Consider the following 25,162-nt stretch of genomic DNA (forward strand, 5'->3'; position numbering starts at 1 on the left):
ACCCCTGCCCTTCCGCCCGACTCACTCACTCTTGCTCTCCTGCCAGACGCCCTTGGCCTTCAGCCCGTCGGCCACCTCCTTGGGCATGTAGCGCTCATCATGCTTGGCCAGCACGCTGTCGGCGACAAAGACCCCGTCCGGGCCAAAAGTGCCTTCGGTGATGACGCCCTGCTCCTCGCGAAAAAGATCAGGCAGGATGCCGGTATAGGTGACCTTGACCGATTTATGCGTGTCGGTGACGGAAAAGGCGACTGTCGCGCCCTGCCCGCGCTGTACGGTGCCTTTTTCGACCAAACCGCCGAGCCGGATGCGCTGGCCGGGCTGGACACTGGCGGTGGTGAGGTCCGCCGGCATGTAGAAATAGGACGCCTTTTGGCCAAGCGCGTAGAAGGTCAGACCGGTGGCGGCGCCCAGGAAAGCCAACCCACCGACAATCACCGACAACCGCTTCTGCTTGCGTGTCATGACACGTTCTACTCCGTCGCCGCCAGGCCGAGCGAGGCGGCAAAGGCGGTGAATTTCTTGGCTTCATCACTGCCGGCGCCAAAGACGGCAATGGCGCGCCCCAGCGCCCCGCGCGCCTGATCGGCCTTGCCCAGCACGACATAGGAACGAACGAGCCGCATCCATCCTTCCGGGTCACGCGGATTTTGCCGCAGTTTTTCATCGAGGCCGGCGACCATCGTGTTGATCATGGCTTCACGATCCTGCGGCGACATGGACGAAGCCGCGTCGACATCCACGGCTTCGGGGCCTTTCGCGTCCGCGCCGGAAGCGACTTCGGGGCTGGCGGCCTTGGCCAGCGCCTGCTCGACGGCGTCGCGCCAAGGCGAGTCGGGCGGCAAGGTGCCAAGCATGGTTTGCCAGGCCGTCACCGCGTCCTTGTTTCGCCCCTCCTGCGCCAAGGCCATGGCCAGATAGAAGCTGGCTTTCGCGTTGGCCGGATCGAGCTTGAGCGCCGCCTCGAAGGCATCCTGGGCATCGGCGGAAACAATGCCGCCCGCCGCACCGGCGATCGCCTCGCCGAGGCCGGCCTGGCGAACCGCGCTGTCTCCGTCGAGGCGGATGGCGTTGCGGTACGCCGCCACCGCCTCGGAAAAGCGCTGCATACGCAGATAGATCGGGGCCAGCACATCCCATCCCCGGCCGTCGGAAGGATTGGCGGCAAGGTGAGCCTCGGCCCGCGCAACCAGTTCGTCGACCGAGCTGTCGGCCGGATTCTTGGTCAACCGCTCGCTGAGCGGCTGCGACGGCAAATCGGGCGAGCCAATCTGGCTGTAGAGACCCCAGCTGACCAGCGGTACAGCCAGCACGGCCACTGTCGCGACAAGTCTTGCGTTGAAAAAAGCATGCCCGGCCGTCGTCTTGCCGGCCGCATCCGCATTGTCGAGGCGAAGGATGCGGCGCGCGATCTCGGCGCGCGCCTCGGACGCCTCAGCCGGCTGGATCAAGCCGCGTGCGACATCACGGTCAAGCTCGGACAATTGATCGCGATAGACTTCCAGATCGTGATCGCCGCTCGACGACGCGCCCCTGGCGCCTCCGGCCAGCGGCAGCAGCACCGCCAGGCTCGCACCGAGCGTCAGTATCGCGGCTATGACCCAGAACAGCATGGTTCTTCCAATAACGGCAGAGCCTTGCCCTGCCAACACGGGCATCCTGCGACGCTTTGACGGTCGGTGCGCCGAATGTCCTTGATGGACATCAACCGGCCAGATTCCAATCGGAGCCGATCCGATCTTTGTTTTGTTCGTGTCGTTGTCCCAAACCGCCGCGCGCTTTGGGCGACATGCATCTACGCCTTATGCATGCCGTTGTCCCAAAACCGCTGCGCACTTTTGGGCGGCATGCAGCTCTCAGGTCAGCGGCGTCCAGCTGCCGTCGGCGTTGCGGCAAGCGGTTCCGCGCGCCGTGACGCCGGCTCCACCAGTGAAGACGGTCTGCGTGTACTGGCGGCAATCCTGCGAACCGACGCGATAGGGTTGGGCCGGAACGACTTCGCCATAGCGGGATGCCTGATCGCCCTTCCACGCCACCTTCTGGCCGCTCGTCGTATATTCGAGCGCCTTGTATTCCGCCTCGAGAGCGCTGCGCTTTTCGGATTCACTGAGGCCGGCGCCGATCGAACCGCCAATGAGACCGCCACCCATCGCCGAAATGATCGATTTGGTAACCTTGCCACTCGCCGGAGGCGTCGACGCCGGTGTCGGCGCCAACGTCGGGCCCTTGCCGCTCAAGGTGGTGCAGCCGGACACGGCCAGGAGGGCGGAAACGAGCGCGACGCGAATCTTCATGCCAACAACCGATTTTCTTGAATTGGAGCCTGCCATGGATGCGCCGGGGGCCGCGTCATCGGAGAAGTAGGCGTGGCCATAGTATTGATATTTGTCGGAAATTTGGCCGCTGCAGACCGCTCCGGGATCAATCGATATGCCGCCATGATATGCGCCGTCCATCGCTGCCGATCGGCCCTGAGTAGCATTACTGGAGGCTCCGCAATCGCACCACCGCCTTCAGCCCGCCCATGTCGGACCGTTCGAGCGCCAGTACGCCTCCATACTCGTTGATAAGGTCGGCGACAATGGCAAGCCCCAGACCTGTTCCCGGTTTTGTCTCGTCCAGGCGCCTTCCGCGCTTCAGCGCGTCGCGCGCCTTGTCCTCGGGGATGCCCGGGCCGTCATCCTCGATGATGATCTCGAAAAAAATGTCATCCTTGCCGGCCAGGGACGCAACCGAGACCGACACGGCGCTTTTTGCCCATTTCATCGCATTTTCGAGAAGATTGCCAAGCAGTTCCTCAAGGTCCTCGCGCTCTCCGGCAAAGACGATCTCGGTGGCCGGCAGCGACAGCGACAGGCCGGTCTGCGGGTTGAGCTTCTGCAAGACCCGCACCATGCGCTGGACCAGCGGCGCCACCGGCGTGCGATAGACGACGCTGTCGCGCTGCGCAGCGACGCGGGCGCGCTGCAGGTAATGGTCGACCTGCTTCTGCATCGAGGCGGCCTGTTCGGCGATCAATTGTCCCTTGGCGCCGCCAAGCGCCCTACCCTCGTTGAGCAGCACGGCAAGCGGCGTCTTCAGCGAATGGGCGAGATTGCCGACCTGGGTTCGCGAGCGCTCGACGATGCGTCTGTTGTTCTCGATCAAGGCGTTGGTTTCGTTGGCCAACGGTTCGATCTCAGCCGGGAAGCGGCCGTCGAGCCTCTGTGCGGTGCCCTCGCGCACCATGGCAAGCGCGTTCCTGACCCTGCGCAGCGGCTGCAAGCCGAGCAGAATGGCGATCGCGTTGATCGCGATCATGCCGACGCCGAACAGGCTGAGATAGGTCAGCAGGCGGCGCTGGAAGGTGGCGATCTCCTGTTCGAGTTCGCTCTGGTTGCCCATGACACGAAACCGCGCGGCGCGGTTCTTGGCGTCGAGGACGAATTCGCTCTCGAACACTTCGAGTTGCTCGCCGTCAATGCCTTCGGCCGCATAGCTGCGCTGGAAGCTGGCATTGAAGGGCACCTCGGCCACGCTCGGCGACGGGATCTTGCTTGTCATCGACGACGAGTGAAGGTCGCCATGCACACCTTCCGAGGCAGGCTCAACCGACCAGTACCAGCCCGAATTCGGCTCCGAAAAGCGGAGGTCTCCGAGGTCGGGAGCACCGGTGAGCGCTCCCGTGTCTGAAATCCCGATGGAACCGATCAGGTTGAACAGATGCGCCGACAAAAGGCTGTCGAAGCCACGCTCGCTGGCCTGGCGATAGAGCGTGGTGATCAGGGTGAAGATGACGACAAGGGTCAGGATCGCCCATACAGTGGAAAAGGCGATCACGCGGAACGTCAGCGAACGCGGCCACAAACGCAGCGAAAGCGGCGCCCTTGCGGTTGGTTTGATCGGTTCCGAGTTACGCCTCCGGCTCACGCATGCGGTAGCCCATGCCACGCACGGTTTCGATCATGTCGATGCCCATCTTCTTTCGCAACCGCCCGACAAATACCTCGATGGTGTTGGAATCGCGGTCGAAATCCTGGTCGTAGAGATGCTCGACCAGTTCGGTGCGCGAAACGACCTCGCCCATATGGTGCATCAGATAGGCAAGCAGGCGGAATTCGTGCGAGGTCAGCTTCAGCGGCACGCCGTCGACATCGGCCTTCGACGCCTTGGTATCGAGGCGCAGCGGCCCGCAGGTGAGCTCCGACGAGGCATGGCCGGCGGCGCGGCGGATCAGCGCCCTGACCCTCGCCAGCACCTCCTCGATATGGAACGGCTTGGTGACATAGTCGTCCGCGCCGGCATCGATGCCGGAGACCTTGTCGCTCCAGCGGTCGCGCGCCGTCAGGATCAGCACGGGCATCTTGCGGCCGCCTCGGCGCCAGCGCTCGACCACGCTGATGCCGTCCATCTGCGGCAGGCCAATGTCGAGCACGACGGCATCGTAGGGTTCGGTATCGCCGAGGAAATGGCCTTCCTCGCCGTCAAAGGCGCGGTCGACGACATAGCCGGCGTCGACCAGCGCGTCGGCTATCTGCCTGTTGAGATCCTTGTCATCCTCGACGACGAGTACGCGCATGCGGAGATCGACACCTGTTGAAGAGTTCGCTCAGATTGAAGACTTGGGCAGATCGAAGACTGGGCAGATATAGGCCGATTCCGGCGGCCTGGGAAACGTGGCCCGTAAGATGGGGCATTGGGTCAGTTTTGCGGGACGACGATCTCGGAACGACGCGGACGCTGCCCGTCCTTGCCTGGTACCAGCACGACAATGACGCAGACCGGCTGGCCGCCTCGTGTCGACTGTGAGGCCTTGGCCAGCGTTCCGCCATTCTGCTCTGCCACCTGCTGGCCGATCGCGTAGCAGTCGGACGCAGCCAGGACGATCGGGCTGGCCTGGTCTGGCGCGATCACCGGCATCGCCATCGCCTGCGACGCGAGCAGCCCGGCAGCACTGAGCGCCAGGGTCGCGGTTCGAAAGAGGGAGCGAAACGTTTTCATGGCCAGCGTTGTAACGCATCGGTGCTGAACGTGAAATGAACAGTGATCGACACGAAAATCATGCCCGATACTCCCCCTGAAACGCGAGACGCCAGATGGTGATTTCGACGCCCAACCCGACGAAATCCCTGAAATGCCAGTCTAGACTCCGTTTCGGTCAGATTGGAAGCGTATCAGGCATTTTCCTGCGTCAGCGCACGAAACCGCAGAAGCCCGTGATGGACAAGGAGATCTTCGTCGTAACGGGCCTCGGTGAATTCGAGCGATAGGCGTGTCTTGCCGCGGCGGCCGACCACCAGCGCGGCGTTGGCAAGGCGGGCCTTGATGGCGGCCATGATGGCAAGGGTTTCGTCTTCGCCATGAGCTTTCGACCAGACGTGCAGCGTGATCAGCTGATCATCGTTGTTCTCGGCACCGGTATCCCAGTCAAAGGCGCTGGTCTGGCCACAAGTCACATAAGGGAACGCGGCATTGTCGGCCGCCCTTTCGAGCAGCCCGGCGCCACCGAGCAGCGCCGACAACGACTTGTCGGTTTTGAGCCTCAGAAAGAGTGCCTGCAGCAAATCGCCGGGCGCTGTCATATTCATTCCTCGAGCTGCTCTGCAACCGACAATGCGTTTCCAAGTCTGCCGGTTTCCCTATGCCTTGCCAGATATAGCGTTGGCTACGGGAAAACGATGGCGATTCGTCATAAGAATTATAAGTGCCGATGATCTCGAAAATACGACTTGCCGACAATCCCACCGATAGACGCGCAAGAGCCAGACCAGGAAGGCGCGCATCAAGCATCTGCGCCGCCCGTCAGGTGGCGCATGAATTTGGTGTCCCGCTTGCCTGATCGCGCGATCTTGCCTCATATGGACCGGTTCACGATGGAATGTTCCTTGCCAGTTCTGGCCGGGCAATGGGGGCATCTTCCGCAGCAGATTCTCGGAGCTGACGATGCTCGATCCAGAAAAGGCCAGAGCCGCGTCCCGGTTGCTGGTCGACCATTGGGACAAGGGCACCCGTCTCGACGCCATACCCCTCGAGTTGCGGCCGCGAACGCGGATCGACGGTTACGCCATCCAGTCGCATGTGATGGATCGCTCAGCGGCCCCGCTTTTCGGCTGGAAGATTGCAGCAACCAGCCTCGCCGGACAAAGGCATATCAACGTCGACGGCCCGATGGCCGGTCGTCTCATCGCCGAGAAATCGGTCGAGGTTGGCGGCACCGTTTCGCTCGCGACGAGCAAGATGCGCGTGGCGGAGATCGAATTCGCCTTCCGCTTCGGCCGCCAGTTGCCGCCGCGTCCAGTACCCTATGAAATCGCCGAGGTGATGGATGCCGTGGCGACCTTGCACCCGGCGATCGAAATACCGGACTCACGCTATGATGATTTCTGCGCCGTCGGGGCGCCGCAGTTGGTAGCCGACAACGCCTGTGCCAATTTGTTTGTCATCGGCGAGGCGATAGAAGACGGCTGGCGCGACGTGAACCTCGCGGAACACCCGGTGATCGGGTTCGTTTCCGGCAAATCGCGGCACGATGGAACGGGCGCGGCAGTGCTGGGCGACCCTTGGATCGCGCTCACATGGATCGTCAATGAACTGTCGGGCCTGGGCATGGCACTTGAGCCGGGACAGGTGGTGATTACAGGCACTTGCGTGACGCCGATAAGCGTCGAGGCCGGCGACGAAGTGATTGGCGATTTGGGCCGGTTCGGCCGCGTGTCGGTACGGTTTGTCTAGGCTCCGGTCCGCAACCTGACCACGAAGCTGCGCACCGCAAGGACCAGCACGGTGATGATGATCAGGATCACCGACAGGGCCGCGATCGCCGGGTCGATGTTGTCGCGCAGGCCCATCCACATCAGGCGCGGCAGCGTGATGGCATTGACCGAGGTGATGAACAAGGTAACGCCAATCTCTTCCCAGGACAGCACGAAGGACAAAAGCGCCGCGGTGATAATGCCGAACTTGATGTTGGGCATGATGATGCGGGTGGCACGCTCCCAGACACTGGCGCCTAGCCCCCTCGCCGCAAGGTCGATGCGCCGGTCTATCTGGCTGAGCGAGACCAGGATCAGCACCGTGGCGAAGGGTACCGTCATCACCGAATGCGCCATGGCGACGCCGAGCCAGGTGTCATAGCCGAAGAACGAGCTTACGCCTGAGATCGAGGTCAGCAGGAAGTAGAGCGTGATCGCCGAGACCACCGGCGGCACCACCATCGGCAACAGCACGAACCCCACGAGCGCGGCGGTGAAGCGGGGCTGGAACATCCAGACACCGAGGCTGAAGCAGAGCGCCAGCACGGTGGAAATCGCGCTGCTGACGATCCCGATCCGGAGCGACAGCAGGATCGACTGGATCCAGCGCGGGTCCTCGATCAGCGAGCGATAGTGGCGCAGCGACAGCTCACCCGAAGGCATAGCCAGCATGCGGCTCGGCGTCAGCGACACCGGAATGACGGCGAGCAGCGGCATCAGCAGGAACAGCGCCACCAGAGCGGCGATGATCAGCGAAACGGGCCCGGGGCGATAGGTCGGCATCAGATCAACTGCTTCGGTCTGACATAGCGGAACAGCAGCGCCATCAGCGCGCCCACGAACAGCACCAGCACGACGCTGATCGCAGCCCCCAGCCCCCAGTCCGGGCTCTGGAAAATCCTGAGATAGATCAGTTCGGCGATCATTACGCTGCGGCCGCCACCGAGGATCGCCGGCGTGACGAAGAAGCCGAGCGAGAAGACGAAGACGATCAGCGCCGAGCCTATGATGCCGGAGCGCGTCATCGGCACGAACACCGTCCAGAAGGTGCGCATGCGGCTGGAGCCCAGCCCGCGCGCGGCAAGCAGCACGCGGTCGTCGAGGCTGCGCATGGCCGATGCCAGGGGAAAGACCGCGAAGGGAATGAGGAAATGCGTCATGCCGACGACGACGCCAAACTCGTTGCGCACCAGGGTCAGCGGTTCGGAGATGAAACCAATCGATTGCAGCCAGGTGTTGATCAGGCCCCGATTGGACAAAAGCGCTACCCAGCCGAAGGCGCGGGTCAGCACCGAGATCCAGAATGGCACCAGAATGCAGAACTCGGCGATGAGGCGCTGCGCCGGGCTGCCGCGCACCCAGACCACCGTGATGGCATAGGCTGCGGCGACGGAAACGACAGTGACGATCGCCGCGATGCGCAGCGTGCGGACGAACACCGATTGGACCAGATCGTCGGTGAGCAACGCTTCATACTGGCCAAGCCCCGGCGTCGGCAGAGTAAAACTCCACTTTACAACGCCGAGAAACGGCCAGGCATAGGCCAGGACGAGGAACAGGAGCAGCGGCGCCATCAACAGCGCCGCGCCCATCCTGTCGGAGAGAACACCTCTCATCTCAGGTCAGCATCCGCTGTCAGGCGGAGATGATCTTGGTGTATTCGTCGAGCGCCGCGCCGTAGTTCTTGGCGTACCACTCCATGTCGAGCGCGATCTGCTTCTTCATGTTCTCGGGATCGACCGGGTTGATGCGCTTCTTGTCGGCGGGGATCAGCGCGTCGGCCGCCGGATTGGCCGGACCCTGGCCGAGTTTTTCGAACATGACGAGCTGCTTTTGCGGATCCTGTGCGCTGGCGATGAACTTCATCGCCGCGTCCTTGCCGCCGGGGTTGTTCTTGAGCACGGCCAACGCGCCGGGCGAGATCAGGCCCTGGTCCCAGATGAACTTGATCTTGCCGCCGGAATCCTGCTCGATCAGCGAAGCGCGGGTCGACCAGACGATGGCCATCGAGGCCTCGCCATTGAGCAGCACGCTCTGGCTCTCGGCGCCGCCGCCCCAGTAAGCGACGACATTTTCCTTGAAGGCGGCGATCTTGTCATGTGCCCGCTTCAGGTCGAGCGGATAGAGCGAAGCCGGCGCGATGCCGTCGGCCAGAAGGGCCGCTTCCCAGCTCGACACGCCCCATTTGTAGAGCGAGCGCTTGCCGGGGAACTTCTTCACGTCGAAGAAGTCGGCCATGCCTGTCGGGGCATCCTTGCCGTATTTTTCTGAATCGTAGGCGATGACATAGGAGAAGAAATAGGTCGAGGCGGCATACTCCCAGCCGAAGCCGGGCCGCATCTTCGTCTTGTCGACGATCTTGTAGTCGATCGGCTCGAGCGCCCCCTGGGCGCCGAGCGTGATGGCCGAGAACGGATCGACGTCGACCAGATCCCAGGTCGGCGCGCCGCTCTTGAACTGCGCCGAAATGGCGCCCTCCGTCGGGCCCGAGCCGTCCATCTTCACGGTGATGCCGGTTTCCTTGGTGAAGGCCTGGCCATAGGCCGCATCATAGGCGGTGATGGCGTCGCCGCCCCAGTTGACCAGCACCAGTTCCTTGGCCTGGGCAAAGGCGCCGGTCGAGCGCAGCAGCATCGGCGTGCCGGCAAGCACGAGGGCCGCCAACTGCGTGAACTGGCGGCGCGAGATCTCGCCGCGTCTGGTCCTTTCGGACAGCGTTTCGATTGCCTGTTTCTTGGTGTCGTTCATGTCAGTTCCCCTTTGTTTTAGTTGATTTCAATCCGGAAGCCGGTGCGGCGGATCAAGCCGCGCCGGCGCTCATTGTCCTCCATCCGGAAGGAGGAAACCCTTTTCCGCCGGCCAGGTCAGCCAGACGGAATTGCCCTTGCTCAGCGCCGCGGCCGCGACCTCGTTCGGCACCGAGACGGTCACTTTCGCGCCTTGCCGCGTGGTCAGGTCGAGCTTGGTCGCCGCACCCATATAGGTCGAGGCAATGGCGGTCGCGGCAATGCCGTTTTCGCCGGCCGCCGCCTCGCGCGCGATCGACATGTGTTCGGGCCGGATCGCCAGGATGGCGTCGCCACGGACTTTCTCGGCCTTGCAGTGCATGCTGACCGCGCGGTCCTCGCAAAGGCCCGTCGAGCCATTGTCGGCGGGCTTGACCCCCTTCAGCGGCAACATGTTGATTTCGCCGAGGAACTCGGCGACGAAGCGGTTGTCCGGCCGGTCATAGACTTCGTCCGGCGCGCCGACCTGCAGCAATTTGCCATGATTGAAGATGGCGACGCGCGAGGACAGCGCCAGCGCCTCGCTCTGGTCGTGGGTGACGAAGACGAAGGTGGTGCCGGTTTCCTGATGCAGGCGCTTCATCTCTGCCTGCATCTGGCCGCGCAGGCTCTTGTCCAGCGCCGAGAACGGCTCGTCGAGCAAAAGCACGCCCGGCTCGAACACCAGCGCCCGGGCCAGCGCCACGCGCTGCTGCTGGCCGCCGGAGAGCTGCGCGGGCAGCTTCTTCTCGTGGCCGATCAGGCCGACGCGCTCGATCATCTCGCCGACGCGCTTCTTGATCTCGGAGGCCGATTTCTTGCGGACCTTGAGCGGGAAAGCGATGTTGGCCTCGACGCTCATATGCGGGAACAGCGCATAGCCCTGGAACACCATGCCGGCGGCGCGCTGCTCGGCCGGGCGGTTGGTGATGTCAGCGCCATCGCTGAGGAGACGGCCCTCGGTCGGCTGCACGAAGCCGGCCAGGATCATCAGGAAGGTAGTCTTGCCCGAGCCGGAGGGGCCGAGCAGCGTGAGGAACTCGCCGCGGCCGATATTGAGCGTCAGATTGTCCAACGCACGGAACGAGCCGAAGCTCTTGCCGATCCCGATTGCCTTGATCTCTGCGGCCCGGCCGGGTTGCTGCATCCTGCCTCTTCCTCAGTCCCAGGTGGAAATCGTAGGCAGGCCGGCGGCTCACCGCAACCGAATAGTTTTCGCCTGATCGGCAAATTTGATTCACGTCTGGGCGGCTGGCGCCATTTCGCCCTCAATAGGGCTGAATGCGGTTCTCAGAAAGCTTCGACCTCAGCCACCCCGCGAACGCATCCAGCACCGGGTGCGAAGCCTTGGCGTGTTCGGAGACCAGGAAATAGGAGCGCGGCGACTTGATCGCGATGTCGAACGGCCGGACCAGCCGGCCTTCGCTGAGTGCCCGGCGGCTGGTCAGTTCGTCGCCCATGGCGATGCCCTGGCCGGCTATCGCCGCCGAGAAGACGAGGTTCATGTCGGAAAAGAAGATGCCGCCCTCGGTGTCGGGGTTTTCGACCTTGGACAGGGCCAGCCAGCGCGCCCAATCCTCGGTATCATCGAGATGGAGCAGGTTGGCCCGCAACACGTCCGCCGGTTTCGAAAAGCCGCCGACCTTGTTCAGCAGCGTCGGGCTGCAGAGCGGCGTGAACGAAATTTCGCACAGCAGCTCGGCCATGCGGTTCGGCCAGTTGCCGACGCCAAAGGCGATGAAGGCGTCGGCCTCCGCGTTGCTGACATCGTCGAGCCGCCTGGGCGTCAGGATACGCAGCGCCACATCAGGGTACATCTGCCGGAATTCGCCAATATGGGTGCATAGAAAAAGCGAGGCGAAGCCCGGCGTACAGGAGACGGCGAACGAACCGCCGACGCCGGTGCCGGCATCGCGCGTCACCGCATCTCCGAGAACGGTCAGCGCCTTGCGCACGTCACTGGCATAGCGCTGGCCGCGCGGGGTGAGCGCGACGCCCTTGCCGATGCGCTCAAGCAGATCGAAGCCGAGGTCGCGCTCAAGCAGCCGCAACTGGTGACTTACCGCGCTGCGCGTGAGGTGCAGTTCGTCGGCGGCGCGCCAGACGCTGCCGTGGCGGGCGAAACTGTCGAGGGCGCGCAGCGCCTGTGTGGAGGGAATTCTCAAGAGGTGAACCGAATTTGCACGAACCGGGAAAACATATCACTTTTTGGCGAGCCGCTTCACTGCTTTCTTTGATGCCATGGACAAACCGGTGACGACATCAGCGCAAGCGACCGCGCTTGCCTGCCTCGATGGCATCCAGCCCTCGCTGTCGCAATGGACGCGGACCATTTTCGATTTCGGCGAGACCGCTTGGCGCGAGTACCAGTCGGCCGCCTGGTATGTGGCGCGGCTGAAGCATGAGGGCTTTTCCGTCGAGGAAGGCTCGGGCGGCATGCCGACGGCGTTCTGCGCTCACTGGACGAATGGCGCCGGGCCGACGATCGGCATGTACGCCGAGTACGACGCCGTGCCCGGCAATTGCCAGGACGCGGTGACGGTAAAACAGCCACGGCCCGGCCTTGGCGTCGAGGCCGGCGGCCACACCGATCCGCATTCGGGGCTCGGCATGGCAAGCCTCGGCGGCCTGCTTGCGACCAAGGCGGCCATGCAGCGCCACGGCATTCCAGGCACGCTGCGTTTCACCGGCGAGCCGGCGGAGAAGGTACGCGGCTCCAAGCCGATCCATGCGGCCAGGGGCTACTATGACGGCCTTGCCGGCATGATCTCCTTCCATCCCTTCTACATGCTGCCGCTCTGCAACACGGCGCGTTGGGACACGCATTGCGGCGCTGCCTACGCCATGATCTACCGCTTCGTGTGCGACGAGCCCGAAAGCTGGGTTCGCGCGGGCGATGGAGCACCGATCCCGCAGGCGCATTCTGCCGTGCGGGCGCCCGGCGCCAACGACGCGCTGATGACGATGTACATGGCCTCCAAGGCGCTGCGCGATTCCATGTTGCCGCACCAGGGCGGCTGGTCGATCAGCGAGGCGATCCTGACCGCCGGCCAGGCAACCGCCGACAATCTGCCGGCGGGGCTGGCCGAGATCCAGTACATGATCCGCGTCCCGACCATCGGCATGGCCGAACAGGTCACCGCCGTGCTCGACCGCAACGCCGCGGCCGCCGCCGCGATCAGCGGCTGTCGATACGAGCGCCACTGGGTATCGAAGTCGCGGCCCGGGCTGGCCAATCACGCCATGGCCGGGATCGCCTATGACGCGCTCTCGACGGTCGGAGCACCACACTGGGACGAGCCCGCGAAGGCGGTCGCGCGCGAAATCCAGGTCAATGCCGGTGGCGCGGCAACCGAAAATCCCTTCATCGATGAGCTGGAGAGGCTGATTTCGCCGCAAGAGGCCGAAGCGATCCTGCGCCGCGACCTGCCGCCCTCGCAGGTGAATTCGACCTCCGACGACTACACCGACATGAGCTGGCATGCGCCGACCGCGCGCTTCTATGTCGCGCGCCCGGCGCTGCGCTCGGCGAATGGCCACGCCTATCCCTCCTGGGTGATGAATGCGCTGGGCGGCATTTCCGCCACCATCGACCCGATGGTCACCTGTGCGGCCAAGACGGTCGCGCTGTCGGCGCTGCGCCTGCTCGAAGACGGAAAAGCCCGCGATGCGGCGATGGATGAGTTCGTCACTCGCACCGGCGGCGGCATTGGCGGCGCGAACTGGATCGCGCCGCTCTGCGACTACGAACCACCGATCAATTTCCGCTGGCCGGAATATGTCACCACGGCGCGCGGCCGCGACTGGTGGATCCCAAGCAACGCATGACCCGACCAACCCTTGAGAACAAGCCCACGAGGAGAACACCATGACCGTTCATGATCGCATCGTCGCCGAGCCGTTTTCGCTGCAGCGCCGCAATCCGGCCGGCGGCACCAAGCCGCTGACCGCCTGGGGCTTCGCCAACGAAACCGACGTGCTGACCGACGTGCTGCTCGGATCGCCGAACTTCCTGCGCCATCTGTCGACCAGTTCCCTGTCACGAAAACATTTGCGCGAGGCGCCGTGCAACGTCCAGATCGCGCAGGCGCAGCACAAGGACCTGGTTGCCGCCTATGAGCATTTCGGCGTGAACATCCACTGGCACGAGCCGACGCCGGAACTGCCGATGCAGGTTTATTCCCGCGATTCCAGCGTCATGACGCCCTATGGCGCCATCATCACCGCCATGGCCAACTGGTGGCGGCGCGGCGAGAACTACGCCGCCATCCGCACCTACGAAAAGCTCGGCATCCCGATCTACGACATGGTCACGGCGGGTACCTTCGAGGGCGGCGACTTCAACGTCATCGAGGACGGCGTGGTGCTGATCGGCTGCGGCGGCGCCCGCACGCAGGAGGAAGGCGCCCGCCAGGTACAGGCCTGGTTCGACAAGGAGGGCTGGGAGACGCGCATCGCCTTCATCGACGAATACTATGTCCATATCGACCTGATGGTGGTGCCGATCGCCGAAAAGCTCACCGCGGTCTGCCTCGCCTGCACCGAGCCCGGCATTGTCGACTGGCTGAAGGGCAAGGGCCATGAGATCATCGATGTCCCCTTCCAGGACACGATGGCGCTCGGCTGCAACTTCATGTCGCTCGGCAAGGACCGGGTGATCGCGCCGACCTCCAGCAAGACGCTGATCGAAAAGCTCAAGGCGCGCGGCTTCGAGGTCGCGGCCGTCGACATGAGCGAGATCTCCAAGACCGGTGGCGGCATCCACTGCATGGCGCAGGCCCTGAAGCGCGAAGCGGCCTGAATAGCGCAGGCCTTCCAGGCGGGGCGATCGGTTACGGCCGTTCCCCCGCTCCGCCATCAACAAACCTTGCGGCTGTGTCCTCGCCGCCCTTGTGAGCGTCGGCAAAATGGATGAATAGTCCAAACAGGGCGCCGCCCTGAAATTGCCCGCTTGCGGTTTTCAGGTCGCGCCACAGCCGAGCCGGGTTTTTGAATGGTCAGCCCTGAACCGCGCAAGAGAAGAGGTCCGATCGCCTCCCGCCTTCTGGCGCTGGATGCCTGGATCGATTCCTCGCTCTACGAGATCGGGTTCAAGGCGCGCCAGTTCTGGGAGGCGGCGACAATCTTCTCGCGGCGCTTCCGTCTCAAGGGCTGGCGGCGCGGCATCATCGAGATCTTGAGCGAAGGTTTTACGCTCGGCGCCGGCGGCATCGTGGTCATGCTGGCGCTGGCCATCCCGGCGTTCCAGGATACGGCCGGCGATTGGCGCGCCCAGGGCGATTTCGCCGTCACCTTCCTCGACCGCTATGGCAATGAGATCGGCCAGCGTGGCATCATCCAGCGCGACTCGGTGCCGGTCGACGAGATGCCCGATCACGTCATCAAGGCAGTGCTCGCCACCGAGGATAGGCGTTTCTTCGATCACTACGGCATCGATGTTCTGGGCCTGTCGCGCGCGATTTTCGAGAATGTACGCGCGAACTCGGTCGTCCAGGGCGGCTCCAGCATCACCCAGCAGCTGGCCAAGAACCTGTTCCTGACCAATGAACGGACCTTCGAGCGCAAGATCAAGGAAGCCTTCCTGTCGCTGTGGCTCGAAGCCAATCTGTCGAAGAAGGAAATCCTGCAGCTCTATCTCGACCGCGCCTATATGGGCGGTGGCACGTTCGGCATCGAGGCGGCGGCCGACTTCTATTTCGGCAAGAGCGTCAAGGACCTGAACCTTGCGGAGGCGGCGATGCTGGCCGGCCTGTTCAAGGCGCCGACCAAATACGCACCGCACATCAACCTGCCGGCAGCGCGTGCCCGCGCCAATGTGGTGCTGTCCAACCTGGTCGATTCCGGTTTCATGACCGAAGGCCAGGTGCTGCAGGCAAGGCTGCACCCGGCCGACGTTGTCGATCGCGGCGAGCAGAAGAGCCCCGACTATTTCCTCGACTGGGCCTTCGACGAGGTCAAGAAGATCGCCAAGCCTGGCCAGCACTCGCTGGTTGCCCACACCACCTTCGACGCCAACATCCAGAAGGCGGCGGAAGAGTCCGTCGAGTTCCACCTGCGCCAGTTCGGCAAGGAGTACAACGTCACCGAAGGCGCCGTGGTCGTCATCGAGACCAATGGCGCGGTGCGGGCGATCGTCGGCGGCCGCGACTACGGCGCCAGCCAGTTCAACCGCGCCACCAAGGCGCTGCGCCAGACCGGCTCTTCGTTCAAGCCCTACGTCTACGCCACGGCGATGGAACACGGCTTCACACCGAACTCTGTCATTTCGGGCGGACCGATCAGCTGGGGCAACTGGTCGCCGCACAATTACGGTGGCGAGTCGGCGGGCAACATCACGCTGCTGATGGCGATGGCCAAGTCAATCAACACCGTGCCGGTGCGGCTGGCCAAGGACCATCTCGGCATCGGTCCGATCAAGGCGATGGCGGAATCATTCGGGGTGGAATCGCCGCTGGAGGGTCACAAGACCATGGTGCTCGGCACTTCGGGCATGACCGTGATGGACCAGGCGACGGGCTACAGCGTGTTCGCCCAGAACGGCTTCGTCGGTTCCCGGCACGGCATCACCCAGCTCGTCACCCGCACCGGCGACGTGGTGTATGACTGGACCAAGGATGCGCCGCCGCCACACCGGGTGCTCTCCGAGCAGGCACTGAGATCCATGAACACCATGCTGACGGCAGTACCGGTGATGGGTACGGCGCGGCGTGCCCAGATTCCCAACATCGTCGTCGCCGGCAAGACCGGGACGACGCAATCCTACCGCGATGCCTGGTTCGTCGGCTTCACCGGCAACTACACGGCGGCCGTGTGGCTGGGCAATGATGATTTTACCCCGACCAAGAACATGACCGGCGGCTCGCTGCCGGCGATGGTCTGGCAGCGCCTGATGGTCTACGCGCATCAGAACATCGACCTGAAGCCGATCCCGGGCATCGACAAGCCGTTCGTCGACGAGCAGATCGCGGCCAAGGCCGCGGACGCGCAGAAGAAGAGCGAGGAACAGGCCGCGGCCGAGGCGGCGGCCGAACGCCCGCCGGTGCTGTCGAGCCGGACCACGCAGACGCTGAGGGATATGACCCAGCTGTTCCAATCGGCGCCCAAACTCGACGCACCTACCCCGCCCGAAACGCTTTCGGCACTGTGACATCCGCCCCGGCGCGGGCCAGCCGAGGTGCAAATCCACCACGCCGGCTTGCCACGAGACCCCGCGCCGCGATATCCCCGAACGGCAATCCTTCGCGCACGCGGCCCTTCATGCTCAAGAATGCCTTCCTGATGCTGCTTTCGCTTGCCATAGCCATTGGCGGCGGCGGCGCCAGCGTCTGGTATGCGCTGAAGATCCAGGACGGCGTCGGGGCGATCCGCATCGGCCAATGGACCGCCTTCCCCGACATCGGCACACCGGCCGCCGACCCTTATTCCAAGGCGCGCGTGGCGCGCGAGGGCGTGCTGGCGCTCGGCCGCGCCGAGGGCCTGTCCTTCGTCGCGGAAAATGATGCCGCGGGCGACCAGCTCAAGCGGGAATGCAGCTACAGGATAGAGGGCGGATTTCCGACAGCCCGCTTCTGGACGCTCTACGCCGCCGATCAATCGCTCGGCGTCGTCGAGACCGGCAAGCCGCGGCTTGCGGCCCTTCAGTCCTACGAGGTGCTGCGCCAGGCCGACAATTCGGTGATCATTTCGGTCAGCCATCACCCGATGCCCGGCAACTGGCTTTTGACCGACGGTTCCGGCCGGATGTACTTCGTCCTGACCTTCTACGACACGCCGATCGCCAGCAGCACCGGCCTGTCGGACGTTTCGCTGCCCAGGATCGTGAAGGCCGGCTGCGATGCGTAATGTCCCAGCCGCGCTGCGCCGTCTTTTCCATGCCGTCCTGCTCGGCCTTGTCGGCGCCGGCATCGTGCACATCGTGGTGCTGCTTCTGGTGCCGGAGTTTTCTGAACGCGACGCCTGGTCGCGCCTGTCCATGGCGTCCGATCTCTACAGAATGAATCGGCTCGATGCCGAGGCGGGGGGCGCGCCGGTGGTGAAATCGGTCGACCCGCTATTCTATGCCACGGCCTGCCGGTTCGACCTGGAGGAAGGAATGGTTCGGATCAAGGCGCCGGGGAACGTCCCCTTCTGGTCGGTCTCGGTCTATGACCGCAGTGGCCATAATGTCTATTCCTTCAACGACCATACGGCGACCGGTGGCAAGCTCGATGCCGTGGTGCTGACGCCAGCCCAGATGATCGATGTGCGCAAGGACCTGCCCGAGGATCTGCAGGGGGCGATCTTCGTCGAGGCGCCGATCGACGAGGGCATCTTCGTCATCCGCAGCTTCGTACCGGACGACAGCTGGAAGCCGATCGTGTCGCGCTTTCTCGATCAGAGTTCCTGCGAACTGCAGGATTTCTAGGCCGGATAGGGCCTGATATCCGTATCAGAACAGCCGGCAGCGAATGCTGCCTGATGAGCCAGTCTGCCGCGTCAGGAAAACTCAGTGATGCGGCACCGGCGTCCGTGGCGATCCCGGCTTGTCGGGTCCGGCAGGCCGCGCCTCGCCGGTGCTGGACCGCTCATAGCGGATGCCGGGAAAGATAATGACCGCCGCCGGTATTTCGGTGGTTTGCTTGGCTCGATTGGTCGGTGCCGCACGCGGCACGAAAGACAGTACCATGCCCATGATTCGCGCATTCCTCTCGGTTTCCCCGGAGCACAACGCAACGCCTCCAATATCATTAAGGCCGGCAGAGGGTTAACGGAACGCTAACGGATCACCGCTAACTTGATCTTTGTCTTGAGGTCTGGACGTTCTGACCGAGGCAATCGCCAAACCGACATGGTCCCGGTTGAGCGTGATCAAGGCTGTGTATCGAGTATCGGGTATCCTTCGTGTCATCTTCGGACTTCAGGCAAATCGCGATACGGACGGAATCGGGCAAGGCCGAAAGGCTGTTCCGCGCCGCGGTGTCGGCGTTCTGCTCGCTGACGCGCCCATCGCGCCGCGAGATCGGCCAGCTTGAGGACCTGACGCTGCCGCTGTTCGACGATGTGTCCGTCGAATCGCGACGCTACGTGGCCGCCGCCCTTTCCGAATGCGAATATGCCCCCGCCGCGTTGGTGCGGCGCCTGTGCGAGGAACCGGTCGACATTGCCGCGCCGCTGCTGATCCGCTCGCGCGCCGTCAGCGATATCGACCTGATCGCGCTGATCGGTCGGCACGGACTGCCGCATGCGCGCGCCATCGCGCGCCGCAAGGACCTGAACCCGACCATCGCTGATCTGATCAGAGTGCTCGAAAGACCGACGCTGGTGCGGGTGCGGGATCCGGAGGTATCGGCCCCCACGAAACCAGCCGCCGCGCCCGTCAATGCGCAAGCGGCAGAGGACAGCGCGACAAGACAACAGGCTCCCGGCATTGCCGCAGAGAATGCACGACGCAGGCTGCGCTCCATGATGCGCACCGGCGACGAAGCCTTGGCGGCGAGGGTCGATGCGTTCCCCGGTTCGGATACCTATGTCAAACTGCGCGAGACGGCGCTGACGGGAAACGCCGCGTTCTTCCAAACGGCGCTTGCGGATGCCCTCGACATTGATTTCTCGACCGCGCGTTCGCTGACCGCCAACCAGAGCTACTCCTCATTGCTTGCGGCGCTGCGTTCGCTCGACCTCAGCGAGGACCGGGCCTTCCTGATCACGGTCGCCATCTATCCCAGCCTGTTTCCGCATCCGCAGGCCATCCGAACCTATCTCGACCGCTACCGCCTGCTGCATCGCGATGTGGCACTGGACAAGGTGCGGGTATGGAAGGCCGAGACCGTGTCCAGGATGGTTCGTGACGCCTCGTCGGCGAATCGCGACGGCCGCAAGGCCTCGAACAGCGACGATGTCGCCCCCCTCCTCAGGGCGTCTTCACGGAAATAAGTTCTTCCACCGGAACGGTCCCGGCCTCGATCTCGACCACCCAGATGTCCGGATCGAACTTCTTTTCCTTTTCAAGACGGGCATCGAGCACCGCCGGATCATCGCTGGCGCCGAGAAGGCTGAAGAAACGATCATCGGGTTTGGCCGAATCATAGCTTGTCTGCGGCGCGGGCCCGTAGAGAGCGACGTCACCCAGCCTGCCCCGCGTCAGCACGAAAACAGCACCGGCCTCGGTTGCGCCACGGTTGACCACGGCGGCAAATCCGCCGGCGCCGAAAACGCGGCGCACCAAGGCCGAAACCCACAGATCCGATGTGACGCGCATGAGACAGCTCCGAAAGCGTGCGGGCTATCTAGCGATAATTCCGCCGCTCGGCGAGCCGTCATTTCCCGATCAGTTGGTCAGGCCTATCTCGCGCATCTTGACGTAAACGATCTCGTCGGGTTCGCCGGTCTGCGGCAGGCCGAACAGCGACTGGAATTCCTTGATCGCCGCCTTGGTGCGCGCCCCGACGACACCGTCCAGCTGCATGTCGTCATTGCCGAACGCCTTGAGCCCGGCCTGGATCTTGACGATGCGGGGGTCGGGTCCCTGGGCCGGGGCGGTATCCGTCTGTCCGGCATTCGCCTGCCCGGAATTTGTCTGCAGGGACACCGGAACGGCGGCCTGCGTATCGGGGCGAGGCTGCGGTTTGGGCACGGAGGCGGTCTTCGGCGTTGCGCCAAGCTGATCGAGCAACAAGGCATCGATCTCGCCGGAAGCGTTGAGCCCGACCTTCTGCTGGTAGGCCTGTATGGCCTTGCGCGTGTTGGGGCCGGAAATGCCGTCGACCGTGCCGGAATAGAAATCGAGATCCTTCAATATGCCTTGCACCTGCTCGACCACCGGGTCGCCCTTCATCGGGGCGGGCGCGGCGTTGGGCCGCACGATGTTGATCGTCGTCTCCGGCTCGTCAGAGGCAGTGTGCGGAAAACCCTGGAAATTGCGGGTGGCGAAGAACGCCCCCGCATGCGGGAAAGGCTGATACCACAGCGCATTCGCCGAGACATAGAACAGCGTCACCAGGAATGCCGTCGATCCACCCACCAGGACCGGGTTGCGCGAAATCATGCCGCCGACGGCCAACGCGCCGTCCTGGAAGGCGTTGCTGCGGCGTTTGACCGCCTTAGGCTGTTTTGCGGAGCGAGCCACTTCTGTCCCCTTTCGCCCTCGTCACCGGCATCGTCAGCACCGCTGTCTCCTTCGCCGGGCGCCCCTTCGGCCCGTTGACCGGCAGGCTGATGGTCACCGTGGTGCCCTCGCCCGGCATGCTTTCGATCGACATGGTGCCTTCGTGCAGCGCCACCAGCCCCTTCACCAGTGAAAGGCCAAGACCGGTTCCTTCGAAACGGCGCGTATAGTCGTTCTGGATCTGCATGAAAGGCTTGCCGAGGTTGGCGAAGTCCTCCTCGGCGATGCCGATGCCGGTGTCCCTGACCCAGAAATGCAGGCGCGAGCCGATGCGCTTGGCACCAACGACGACATCGCCGCCATCGGGCGTGAACTTGATCGCATTGGAGACGAGATTGATGAGGATCTGCTGCACCGCGCGACGATCGGCGTTGATGTCGCCGGCGTCGGGAGCGATCTGCGTTTGCAGGTCGATGTTCTTGGCCTGCGCCTGCAGCCGCATCATCGACTGGCACATCTCGACGGCTTCCATGAACCGGAACGGCTCCGGTTCCGCCGTGTAGGCGCCCGATTCGATCCTCGACACGTCGAGTATGGATGTCACCACGGCCAGAAGGTGCTGGCCTGAATCCCGCACCAGGCCGACATATTCCTTCTGGCGCGGATCCTTGAAGGCGCCAAACATCTCATGCAGCAGCATGTCCGAGAAGCCGATGATGGCGTTCAATGGCGTGCGCAGTTCATGGCTCACCACCGCCAGGAACCGTCCCTTGGCCACTTCGGCGGCGGCTGCCATCTCATTGGCCTGCGCGAGTTCCCCGCGCAGCCGGGCAGTTTCGTCATTTTCGCGCAGGACCAGCGTGAAGACATCGCCCTGCTCCTCACCGCGCACCAGTTCGAGCAGGAACGGCCGATAGTTGTCGGCCATCAAGCGGCTGTCATTTTGGCGATTGTCATTCTGGCCGTTGCCGTTCTGGGGCAGCCTGATGCGCAGTTCGAGGCGGCGCGACAGGGCACCATCACGCATGTCGGCAAGAGCGCTGAGATAGGAGACACGGTCCGACAGATGGACACGGTCGAAAAAGCCGGTTCCGGAAAGCAGTTCAGGCGGCAATTTCAAAAGCGTGCGCGCCTTGGCGGACGCGTCCAGGACTTCGCCGTGGCGAGCGACCCGCAGGATCACCGCGTCGATGATGTCTTCCAGCCGGTCGCCGGGATCCAGCGCATCAGCCGCACCGGTGGTATCGCAAAACGCCGATACGCGCGGGATGAGCGTCAGGGCCCAGGCCAACGGCACCAGCCAATGCCAGGCCACGATCTGCGCGCCCGCGAAGGGCAGGAAGGCCGCTGCCAGAGGCTGAAGGGCAATGGCGGCAATGGCCGAGACCGCTCCCCACAGGGCCGCCCGCCGCGAAGCGCCGATCCACCAGGCTTCGAAAGGCAGCGCAACGGCAAGCATGGCGACGGGAGAGCTCAACCCGCCGGCGGCGGCGATGAGGCCGCCAAGGGCAACAGCCGCCATCGCCAGGGCGATCGGGGCCGCCGCGGCCATCTTGCCGGTTGCCGCCACCAGCAAGGCGACGAACCAGCACAGACCGAAGGCGGCGAAGATGGCGGCCATGGTCACAGCGGCGCCCATGCCTGATGTGACCAGCGTGACAGCCGCACCAGCGGCAAAGAATGGCGCTGCCAGCATGACGCCGATGAAACGGCGTTGGCGTTCGCGGCCGCTCTGCCCAAGAATGGAGGGATGGACCATACGTTCGCAACCGGCGGCAATCGCGCCAGGCAATTCAGCGTATCTGGCCTTAATTGGCATCAACTCAACGCACTCGCACTCGTCGTGAACAGCTCTGCCTTTGCAGATTGTTTTGATTGGCTCTGAAACTCTCATCCAGCGTTTAAGGAATGGATAAGGCAGGGCCGACCAAAGCCCGGCCTGCGGCAAATATCGGGACGGAGGCGGCCGAAAACCCGGGCAAATGCCGCCATAGTAAATGGAGGGTTATCTCCGAACGCCCGACGTCAGCGGACCGTCGATGGGAAGAGAACCGCCCCAATCCGAGGAAACATGAATAGAAACAAGCAGATGGATGGTTATCAGATGGTAACGAAAATCCTCCCGATATGAGACAAATCCACTGCAAAACGCTTTGTTTCGAATTTGCCTAAAATTTGAGGAAAATTCTCTGCGAACCTGCAAGCCGTCCTTTGTGCCTGTGTGCCAAGATCCTGCCCATAAAAGAGGTCATGCCACATGATGCATGATCCGGTCACGACGAGAGGCGAGGCATGTTCTTCCTGATAAGAATGGCTTTCTGGTTTTCACTGGTGCTCCTTGCGCTGCCGCTGAGTGTCGGTTCCGAAGAACCCGGGCAGGAAAGCGTCGGGCCGATCCAGGCCCTGTTCGCGGCACGCGACGCGGTGGGTGACATTGCCGGCATCTGCGAGCGCAAGCCCGATGTCTGTGAAACCGGCAAATCGGCGATGCACACCATCACCGCACGCGCCAAGGAGACGGCCAAGATCGCGGCCGCCATGCTGGACGACAAGTCCGCTGGCCCCGACACCTCGACAATGACGGGCAGCGTGCCGGAAGAGATCGTCCTGCCCGAGACCGTCAACCTGCCGGTAAAGAACTAGGCTGCCCATGAACAGTTAAGCCGTCTCGACGGCACGCCGCGGGCCGTCTGCCCTCTCGACGCCCGCGGTGTTCTTGTTTTTTCCGTGACGCGGCACTGCCGCATGACTATATCCGGGTCATGGCGACCACGATCCAGACGATCCGCGATGACTTCTCCTTCCTCGATGAGTGGGAGGACCGCTATCGTTACGTCATCGAGCTCGGCGAAGCGTTGCCTCCCTTTCCCGATGCGGAACGCAATGCCGCCAACAAGGTGCCTGGTTGCGTCAGCCAGGTCTGGCTGACCACCGAAAAGGGACCGGGCAGCGATCCGGTCATTACCTTCACCGGCGATTCGGACGCCCATATCGTGCGGGGGCTGGTCGCGATCATGCTGGCGCTGTTTTCCGGAAGGACCGCCAGCGAAATCCAGAAAACCGATGCGGAAGCGACGCTGAAGGCGCTCGGCCTGGACGAACACCTGTCGCCCCAGCGCGCCAATGGTCTCCGCTCGATGGTCAAGCGCATCAAGCGCGATGCCGAGGCGGCACTCAGGCAAACCGCCTGACGCCCCTGTCGGCCACAACAAGCCTCTCCCCAAAAGTCAAACGGCGCCCGGAGGCGCCGTCAACGTCGCTTCGACCTGACAGCAGCGACTACCGCGCCTTGCGCTTGCGGCCAAGGCCCATCTTCTTGGCAAGCTGCGAGCGGGCCGCCGCATAGTTCGGGGCAACCATCGGGTAGCTCGGGTCGAGGTTCCACTTTTCACGATACTGGTCCGGCGTCAGATCATAGTGGGTCATCAGGTGACGCTTGAGCGACTTGAACTTCTTGCCGTCTTCAAGACAGACAATGTAGTCGTCATGGACCGAGCGCTTCGGATTGACAGCCGGCTTCTGCTTGTCGGCAGGGGGCTGTTCGGCGGTTCCGCCCACGCGCCCGAGAGCGGCATGGACATCGGATATGAGGTTCGGCAGTTCGCCGACCGGTACGGGATTGTTGCTGACATAGGCGGCCACCACATCGGCGGTCAGCTCAATCAGCGCATCATTGTTTCTGGAAGGTGTTTCGACAATATCCATGATCTTCAGGCCCCAACAAGAGTTACATCGGTTTGCGCCCCTTTTCAGGCAGGGCATTGCACGAATTTTATGAAGGTAGAATTTCAGTGATTCGTGTCAAGGTCACATCAATGCGACCTGAGAGCAAGTAAGTCAATTCGCTCTTCGCGTTGTATTTGCGAAAGTTGATCAAATATTGGCCAGTCAGCTTCAATCTTTCGTGCGTTATGTATTTTCCGATATTTCGCGCGCCAAACCGACAAAGGCTGACGTTACGTCAGATCATCGTTACATTCGCGACAACTCACAAAACAGGCTTTCAATGCTCCGGTTTGCTTTGCCATCGCGTGAACAGTCTTGGTTGTCACATCCGCCCGCGAAACCATAGGTTGCCGCCCACCTTTCATGCAGGCGATCAGGCGGCATGTCCGCCAGCCTGCCGCCTCGGGGCCAATCGATGCCGCTCGATCAATACGGGGTGATGAACTTGCCATAGGCCCAGCCCTTGACGAAGGTGCCGTTCCTGGCCGGATCATGCCAGATCTCACACCAGCGATAGCGAACAGTCTGCCGCTGCTTCCATGCAGGTTGATTGACGATGTCGAGCAGGTTTATGCCATCGGTGCATCGTCCGGTCATTTGCAGGATGGTACCGTTCGGGTATGCGGCCTGCTTCCGGGATGTGGCTGATGGATATTTACGCACGTTGAGCGTGTCGCCGAACGGCACATTGGCCACTTGCCAAGCCGCGAATACGGTCGCATGAGACTGGCCAGCAAAGACCAGTGTTAGCGAAGCAGCGGCGAAAGTCGCCGCAATCCGAGACCGAATGGTCATCATCTTTCCTCCCGGCCCATCTCAAGGAGCCGACACCACCTCTAGGCTGCAACCCTTGAACC

At 63.2% G+C, this 25,162-nt stretch carries 27 protein-coding genes; 9 read left to right on the top strand and 18 right to left on the bottom strand.

Annotated elements, in window-relative coordinates; all coding sequences use genetic code 11:
* Nucleotides 1-21: 21 nt before the first annotated feature.
* The 7 genes from ccmE to EB230_RS25125 all read right to left on the bottom strand — a co-directional run bounded on the left by ccmE (nucleotide 22) and on the right by EB230_RS25125 (nucleotide 5,561).
* On the bottom strand, nucleotides 22-465 hold the full coding sequence (gene ccmE / locus EB230_RS25095; RefSeq protein ID WP_056563557.1) for a cytochrome c maturation protein CcmE: 444 nt from the start codon (nucleotides 463-465) through the stop codon (nucleotides 22-24).
* Between the two features lie 8 nt (nucleotides 466-473).
* A complete protein-coding gene (ccmI, locus tag EB230_RS25100; RefSeq protein ID WP_056563561.1) occupies nucleotides 474-1,613 on the bottom strand; it encodes a c-type cytochrome biogenesis protein CcmI in 1,140 nt (379 codons plus the stop codon).
* 243 nt (nucleotides 1,614-1,856) lie between these two features.
* Entirely contained in the window at nucleotides 1,857-2,294 is a 438-nt protein-coding gene (locus tag EB230_RS25105) for a hypothetical protein (RefSeq protein ID WP_056565594.1), read from the bottom strand.
* Nucleotides 2,295-2,481: 187 nt separating this feature from the next.
* The gene (locus EB230_RS25110; RefSeq protein WP_056563564.1) at nucleotides 2,482-3,909 is read right to left on the bottom strand and encodes an ATP-binding protein; all 1,428 of its coding nucleotides are present in this window, start codon (nucleotides 3,907-3,909) and stop codon (nucleotides 2,482-2,484) included.
* Nucleotides 3,893-4,558: a response regulator transcription factor gene (locus tag EB230_RS25115; protein ID WP_056563567.1), complete on the bottom strand. Its 666-nt coding sequence runs from the start codon at nucleotides 4,556-4,558 to the stop codon at nucleotides 3,893-3,895. The genes EB230_RS25110 and EB230_RS25115 overlap by 17 nt, the downstream gene beginning before the upstream one ends.
* A 122-nt stretch (nucleotides 4,559-4,680) precedes the next feature.
* The gene (locus EB230_RS25120; RefSeq protein WP_056563569.1) at nucleotides 4,681-4,980 is read right to left on the bottom strand and encodes a hypothetical protein; all 300 of its coding nucleotides are present in this window, start codon (nucleotides 4,978-4,980) and stop codon (nucleotides 4,681-4,683) included.
* A 173-nt stretch (nucleotides 4,981-5,153) separates the two neighbouring features.
* Nucleotides 5,154-5,561, bottom strand: a complete 408-nt coding sequence (locus tag EB230_RS25125) for a DUF3168 domain-containing protein (protein WP_056565597.1) — start codon at nucleotides 5,559-5,561, stop codon at nucleotides 5,154-5,156.
* 361 nt (nucleotides 5,562-5,922) lie between these two features.
* Here EB230_RS25125 and EB230_RS25130 point away from each other — a divergent pair, with 361 nt between their 5' ends.
* Nucleotides 5,923-6,711 carry a fumarylacetoacetate hydrolase family protein gene (locus EB230_RS25130; protein ID WP_172374136.1) on the top strand — a complete coding sequence of 263 codons (789 nt, stop codon included), beginning with the start codon at nucleotides 5,923-5,925 and terminating at the stop codon, nucleotides 6,709-6,711.
* On the opposite strand, the gene EB230_RS25135 is transcribed toward EB230_RS25130, so the two are convergent.
* The 5 genes from EB230_RS25135 to EB230_RS25155 all read right to left on the bottom strand — a co-directional run bounded on the left by EB230_RS25135 (nucleotide 6,708) and on the right by EB230_RS25155 (nucleotide 11,661).
* Nucleotides 6,708-7,514: an ABC transporter permease gene (locus EB230_RS25135; protein ID WP_172374137.1), complete on the bottom strand. Its 807-nt coding sequence runs from the start codon at nucleotides 7,512-7,514 to the stop codon at nucleotides 6,708-6,710. The genes EB230_RS25130 and EB230_RS25135 overlap by 4 nt on opposite strands.
* Nucleotides 7,514-8,347: an ABC transporter permease gene (locus EB230_RS25140; protein ID WP_172374138.1), complete on the bottom strand. Its 834-nt coding sequence runs from the start codon at nucleotides 8,345-8,347 to the stop codon at nucleotides 7,514-7,516. Before EB230_RS25140 ends, EB230_RS25135 begins: the two co-directional genes overlap by 1 nt.
* A gap of 19 nt (nucleotides 8,348-8,366) precedes the next feature.
* Entirely contained in the window at nucleotides 8,367-9,479 is a 1,113-nt protein-coding gene (locus EB230_RS25145; RefSeq protein WP_056563580.1) for an ABC transporter substrate-binding protein, read from the bottom strand.
* 69 nt (nucleotides 9,480-9,548) lie between these two features.
* Entirely contained in the window at nucleotides 9,549-10,643 is a 1,095-nt protein-coding gene (locus EB230_RS25150) for an ABC transporter ATP-binding protein (protein WP_172374139.1), read from the bottom strand.
* Between the two features lie 121 nt (nucleotides 10,644-10,764).
* The gene (locus tag EB230_RS25155) at nucleotides 10,765-11,661 is read right to left on the bottom strand and encodes a LysR substrate-binding domain-containing protein (RefSeq protein ID WP_056563585.1); all 897 of its coding nucleotides are present in this window, start codon (nucleotides 11,659-11,661) and stop codon (nucleotides 10,765-10,767) included.
* Nucleotides 11,662-11,737: 76 nt separating this feature from the next.
* Here EB230_RS25155 and EB230_RS25160 point away from each other — a divergent pair, with 76 nt between their 5' ends.
* The 5 genes from EB230_RS25160 (at nucleotide 11,738) to EB230_RS25180 (ending at nucleotide 17,900) form a co-directional block, all read left to right on the top strand.
* Nucleotides 11,738-13,324 carry an amidohydrolase gene (locus tag EB230_RS25160; protein WP_172374140.1) on the top strand — a complete coding sequence of 529 codons (1,587 nt, stop codon included), beginning with the start codon at nucleotides 11,738-11,740 and terminating at the stop codon, nucleotides 13,322-13,324.
* A 40-nt stretch (nucleotides 13,325-13,364) separates the two neighbouring features.
* The gene (locus tag EB230_RS25165; protein WP_172374141.1) at nucleotides 13,365-14,297 is read left to right on the top strand and encodes a dimethylarginine dimethylaminohydrolase family protein; all 933 of its coding nucleotides are present in this window, start codon (nucleotides 13,365-13,367) and stop codon (nucleotides 14,295-14,297) included.
* A gap of 192 nt (nucleotides 14,298-14,489) precedes the next feature.
* Complete coding sequence (locus tag EB230_RS25170) at nucleotides 14,490-16,643, top strand: penicillin-binding protein 1A (RefSeq protein WP_172374142.1); 2,154 nt, start codon at nucleotides 14,490-14,492, stop codon at nucleotides 16,641-16,643.
* A 110-nt stretch (nucleotides 16,644-16,753) separates the two neighbouring features.
* A complete protein-coding gene (locus EB230_RS25175; protein ID WP_172374143.1) occupies nucleotides 16,754-17,338 on the top strand; it encodes a DUF1214 domain-containing protein in 585 nt (194 codons plus the stop codon).
* A complete protein-coding gene (locus EB230_RS25180; RefSeq protein WP_056563599.1) occupies nucleotides 17,331-17,900 on the top strand; it encodes a DUF1254 domain-containing protein in 570 nt (189 codons plus the stop codon). Before EB230_RS25175 ends, EB230_RS25180 begins: the two co-directional genes overlap by 8 nt.
* An 81-nt stretch (nucleotides 17,901-17,981) precedes the next feature.
* Here EB230_RS25180 and EB230_RS25185 read toward each other — a convergent pair whose 3' ends face one another.
* Nucleotides 17,982-18,167 carry a hypothetical protein gene (locus EB230_RS25185; protein WP_056563609.1) on the bottom strand — a complete coding sequence of 62 codons (186 nt, stop codon included), beginning with the start codon at nucleotides 18,165-18,167 and terminating at the stop codon, nucleotides 17,982-17,984.
* Between the two features lie 209 nt (nucleotides 18,168-18,376).
* On the opposite strand from EB230_RS25185, the gene EB230_RS25190 reads away from it, so the two are divergent.
* Nucleotides 18,377-19,408 (top strand): hypothetical protein, encoded by a 1,032-nt coding sequence (locus EB230_RS25190; protein ID WP_172374144.1) that lies wholly within the window; start codon nucleotides 18,377-18,379, stop codon nucleotides 19,406-19,408.
* On the opposite strand, the gene EB230_RS25195 is transcribed toward EB230_RS25190, so the two are convergent.
* From EB230_RS25195 to EB230_RS25205, 3 genes are all read right to left on the bottom strand, one after another.
* Complete coding sequence (locus tag EB230_RS25195) at nucleotides 19,386-19,733, bottom strand: DUF1491 family protein (RefSeq protein WP_172374145.1); 348 nt, start codon at nucleotides 19,731-19,733, stop codon at nucleotides 19,386-19,388. The genes EB230_RS25190 and EB230_RS25195 overlap by 23 nt on opposite strands.
* A 69-nt stretch (nucleotides 19,734-19,802) precedes the next feature.
* Nucleotides 19,803-20,600 (bottom strand): peptidoglycan-binding protein, encoded by a 798-nt coding sequence (locus EB230_RS25200; RefSeq protein WP_172374146.1) that lies wholly within the window; start codon nucleotides 20,598-20,600, stop codon nucleotides 19,803-19,805.
* Nucleotides 20,575-22,338: a HAMP domain-containing sensor histidine kinase gene (locus EB230_RS25205; RefSeq protein WP_172374147.1), complete on the bottom strand. Its 1,764-nt coding sequence runs from the start codon at nucleotides 22,336-22,338 to the stop codon at nucleotides 20,575-20,577. Before EB230_RS25205 ends, EB230_RS25200 begins: the two co-directional genes overlap by 26 nt.
* A gap of 533 nt (nucleotides 22,339-22,871) precedes the next feature.
* Here EB230_RS25205 and EB230_RS25210 point away from each other — a divergent pair.
* Both EB230_RS25210 and EB230_RS25215 read left to right on the top strand, forming a co-directional pair.
* A complete protein-coding gene (locus EB230_RS25210; RefSeq protein ID WP_056563621.1) occupies nucleotides 22,872-23,222 on the top strand; it encodes a DUF5330 domain-containing protein in 351 nt (116 codons plus the stop codon).
* Nucleotides 23,223-23,341: 119 nt separating this feature from the next.
* Nucleotides 23,342-23,770 (top strand): SufE family protein, encoded by a 429-nt coding sequence (locus EB230_RS25215; protein WP_056563624.1) that lies wholly within the window; start codon nucleotides 23,342-23,344, stop codon nucleotides 23,768-23,770.
* Between the two features lie 88 nt (nucleotides 23,771-23,858).
* On the opposite strand, the gene EB230_RS25220 is transcribed toward EB230_RS25215, so the two are convergent.
* Nucleotides 23,859-24,284, bottom strand: a complete 426-nt coding sequence (locus EB230_RS25220; RefSeq protein ID WP_010915014.1) for a MucR family transcriptional regulator — start codon at nucleotides 24,282-24,284, stop codon at nucleotides 23,859-23,861.
* 447 nt (nucleotides 24,285-24,731) lie between these two features.
* A complete protein-coding gene (locus EB230_RS25225; protein ID WP_172375158.1) occupies nucleotides 24,732-25,100 on the bottom strand; it encodes an SH3 domain-containing protein in 369 nt (122 codons plus the stop codon).
* Nucleotides 25,101-25,162: the final 62 nt, after the last annotated feature.

Source organism: Mesorhizobium sp. NZP2234, from assembly GCF_013170765.1.
GTDB lineage: Bacteria > Pseudomonadota > Alphaproteobacteria > Rhizobiales > Rhizobiaceae > Mesorhizobium > Mesorhizobium loti_D.

Coding starts and splice junctions, on each gene's coding strand:
- ccmE (WP_056563557.1), bottom strand. CDS start 465: ATGACACGCAAGCAGAAGCGGTTGTCGGTGATTGTCGGTGGGTTGGCT.
- ccmI (WP_056563561.1), bottom strand. CDS start 1,613: ATGCTGTTCTGGGTCATAGCCGCGATACTGACGCTCGGTGCGAGCCTG.
- EB230_RS25105 (WP_056565594.1), bottom strand. CDS start 2,294: ATGAAGATTCGCGTCGCGCTCGTTTCCGCCCTCCTGGCCGTGTCCGGC.
- EB230_RS25115 (WP_056563567.1), bottom strand. CDS start 4,558: ATGCGCGTACTCGTCGTCGAGGATGACAAGGATCTCAACAGGCAGATA.
- EB230_RS25120 (WP_056563569.1), bottom strand. CDS start 4,980: ATGAAAACGTTTCGCTCCCTCTTTCGAACCGCGACCCTGGCGCTCAGT.
- EB230_RS25125 (WP_056565597.1), bottom strand. CDS start 5,561: ATGACAGCGCCCGGCGATTTGCTGCAGGCACTCTTTCTGAGGCTCAAA.
- EB230_RS25130 (WP_172374136.1), top strand. CDS start 5,923: ATGCTCGATCCAGAAAAGGCCAGAGCCGCGTCCCGGTTGCTGGTCGAC.
- EB230_RS25135 (WP_172374137.1), bottom strand. CDS start 7,514: ATGCCGACCTATCGCCCCGGGCCCGTTTCGCTGATCATCGCCGCTCTG.
- EB230_RS25140 (WP_172374138.1), bottom strand. CDS start 8,347: ATGAGAGGTGTTCTCTCCGACAGGATGGGCGCGGCGCTGTTGATGGCG.
- EB230_RS25145 (WP_056563580.1), bottom strand. CDS start 9,479: ATGAACGACACCAAGAAACAGGCAATCGAAACGCTGTCCGAAAGGACC.
- EB230_RS25150 (WP_172374139.1), bottom strand. CDS start 10,643: ATGCAGCAACCCGGCCGGGCCGCAGAGATCAAGGCAATCGGGATCGGC.
- EB230_RS25160 (WP_172374140.1), top strand. CDS start 11,738: ATGGACAAACCGGTGACGACATCAGCGCAAGCGACCGCGCTTGCCTGC.
- EB230_RS25165 (WP_172374141.1), top strand. CDS start 13,365: ATGACCGTTCATGATCGCATCGTCGCCGAGCCGTTTTCGCTGCAGCGC.
- EB230_RS25170 (WP_172374142.1), top strand. CDS start 14,490: ATGGTCAGCCCTGAACCGCGCAAGAGAAGAGGTCCGATCGCCTCCCGC.
- EB230_RS25175 (WP_172374143.1), top strand. CDS start 16,754: ATGCTCAAGAATGCCTTCCTGATGCTGCTTTCGCTTGCCATAGCCATT.
- EB230_RS25180 (WP_056563599.1), top strand. CDS start 17,331: ATGCGTAATGTCCCAGCCGCGCTGCGCCGTCTTTTCCATGCCGTCCTG.
- EB230_RS25185 (WP_056563609.1), bottom strand. CDS start 18,167: ATGGGCATGGTACTGTCTTTCGTGCCGCGTGCGGCACCGACCAATCGA.
- EB230_RS25195 (WP_172374145.1), bottom strand. CDS start 19,733: ATGCGCGTCACATCGGATCTGTGGGTTTCGGCCTTGGTGCGCCGCGTT.
- EB230_RS25205 (WP_172374147.1), bottom strand. CDS start 22,338: ATGGTCCATCCCTCCATTCTTGGGCAGAGCGGCCGCGAACGCCAACGC.
- EB230_RS25210 (WP_056563621.1), top strand. CDS start 22,872: ATGTTCTTCCTGATAAGAATGGCTTTCTGGTTTTCACTGGTGCTCCTT.
- EB230_RS25215 (WP_056563624.1), top strand. CDS start 23,342: ATGGCGACCACGATCCAGACGATCCGCGATGACTTCTCCTTCCTCGAT.
- EB230_RS25220 (WP_010915014.1), bottom strand. CDS start 24,284: ATGGATATTGTCGAAACACCTTCCAGAAACAATGATGCGCTGATTGAG.
- EB230_RS25225 (WP_172375158.1), bottom strand. CDS start 25,100: ATGACCATTCGGTCTCGGATTGCGGCGACTTTCGCCGCTGCTTCGCTA.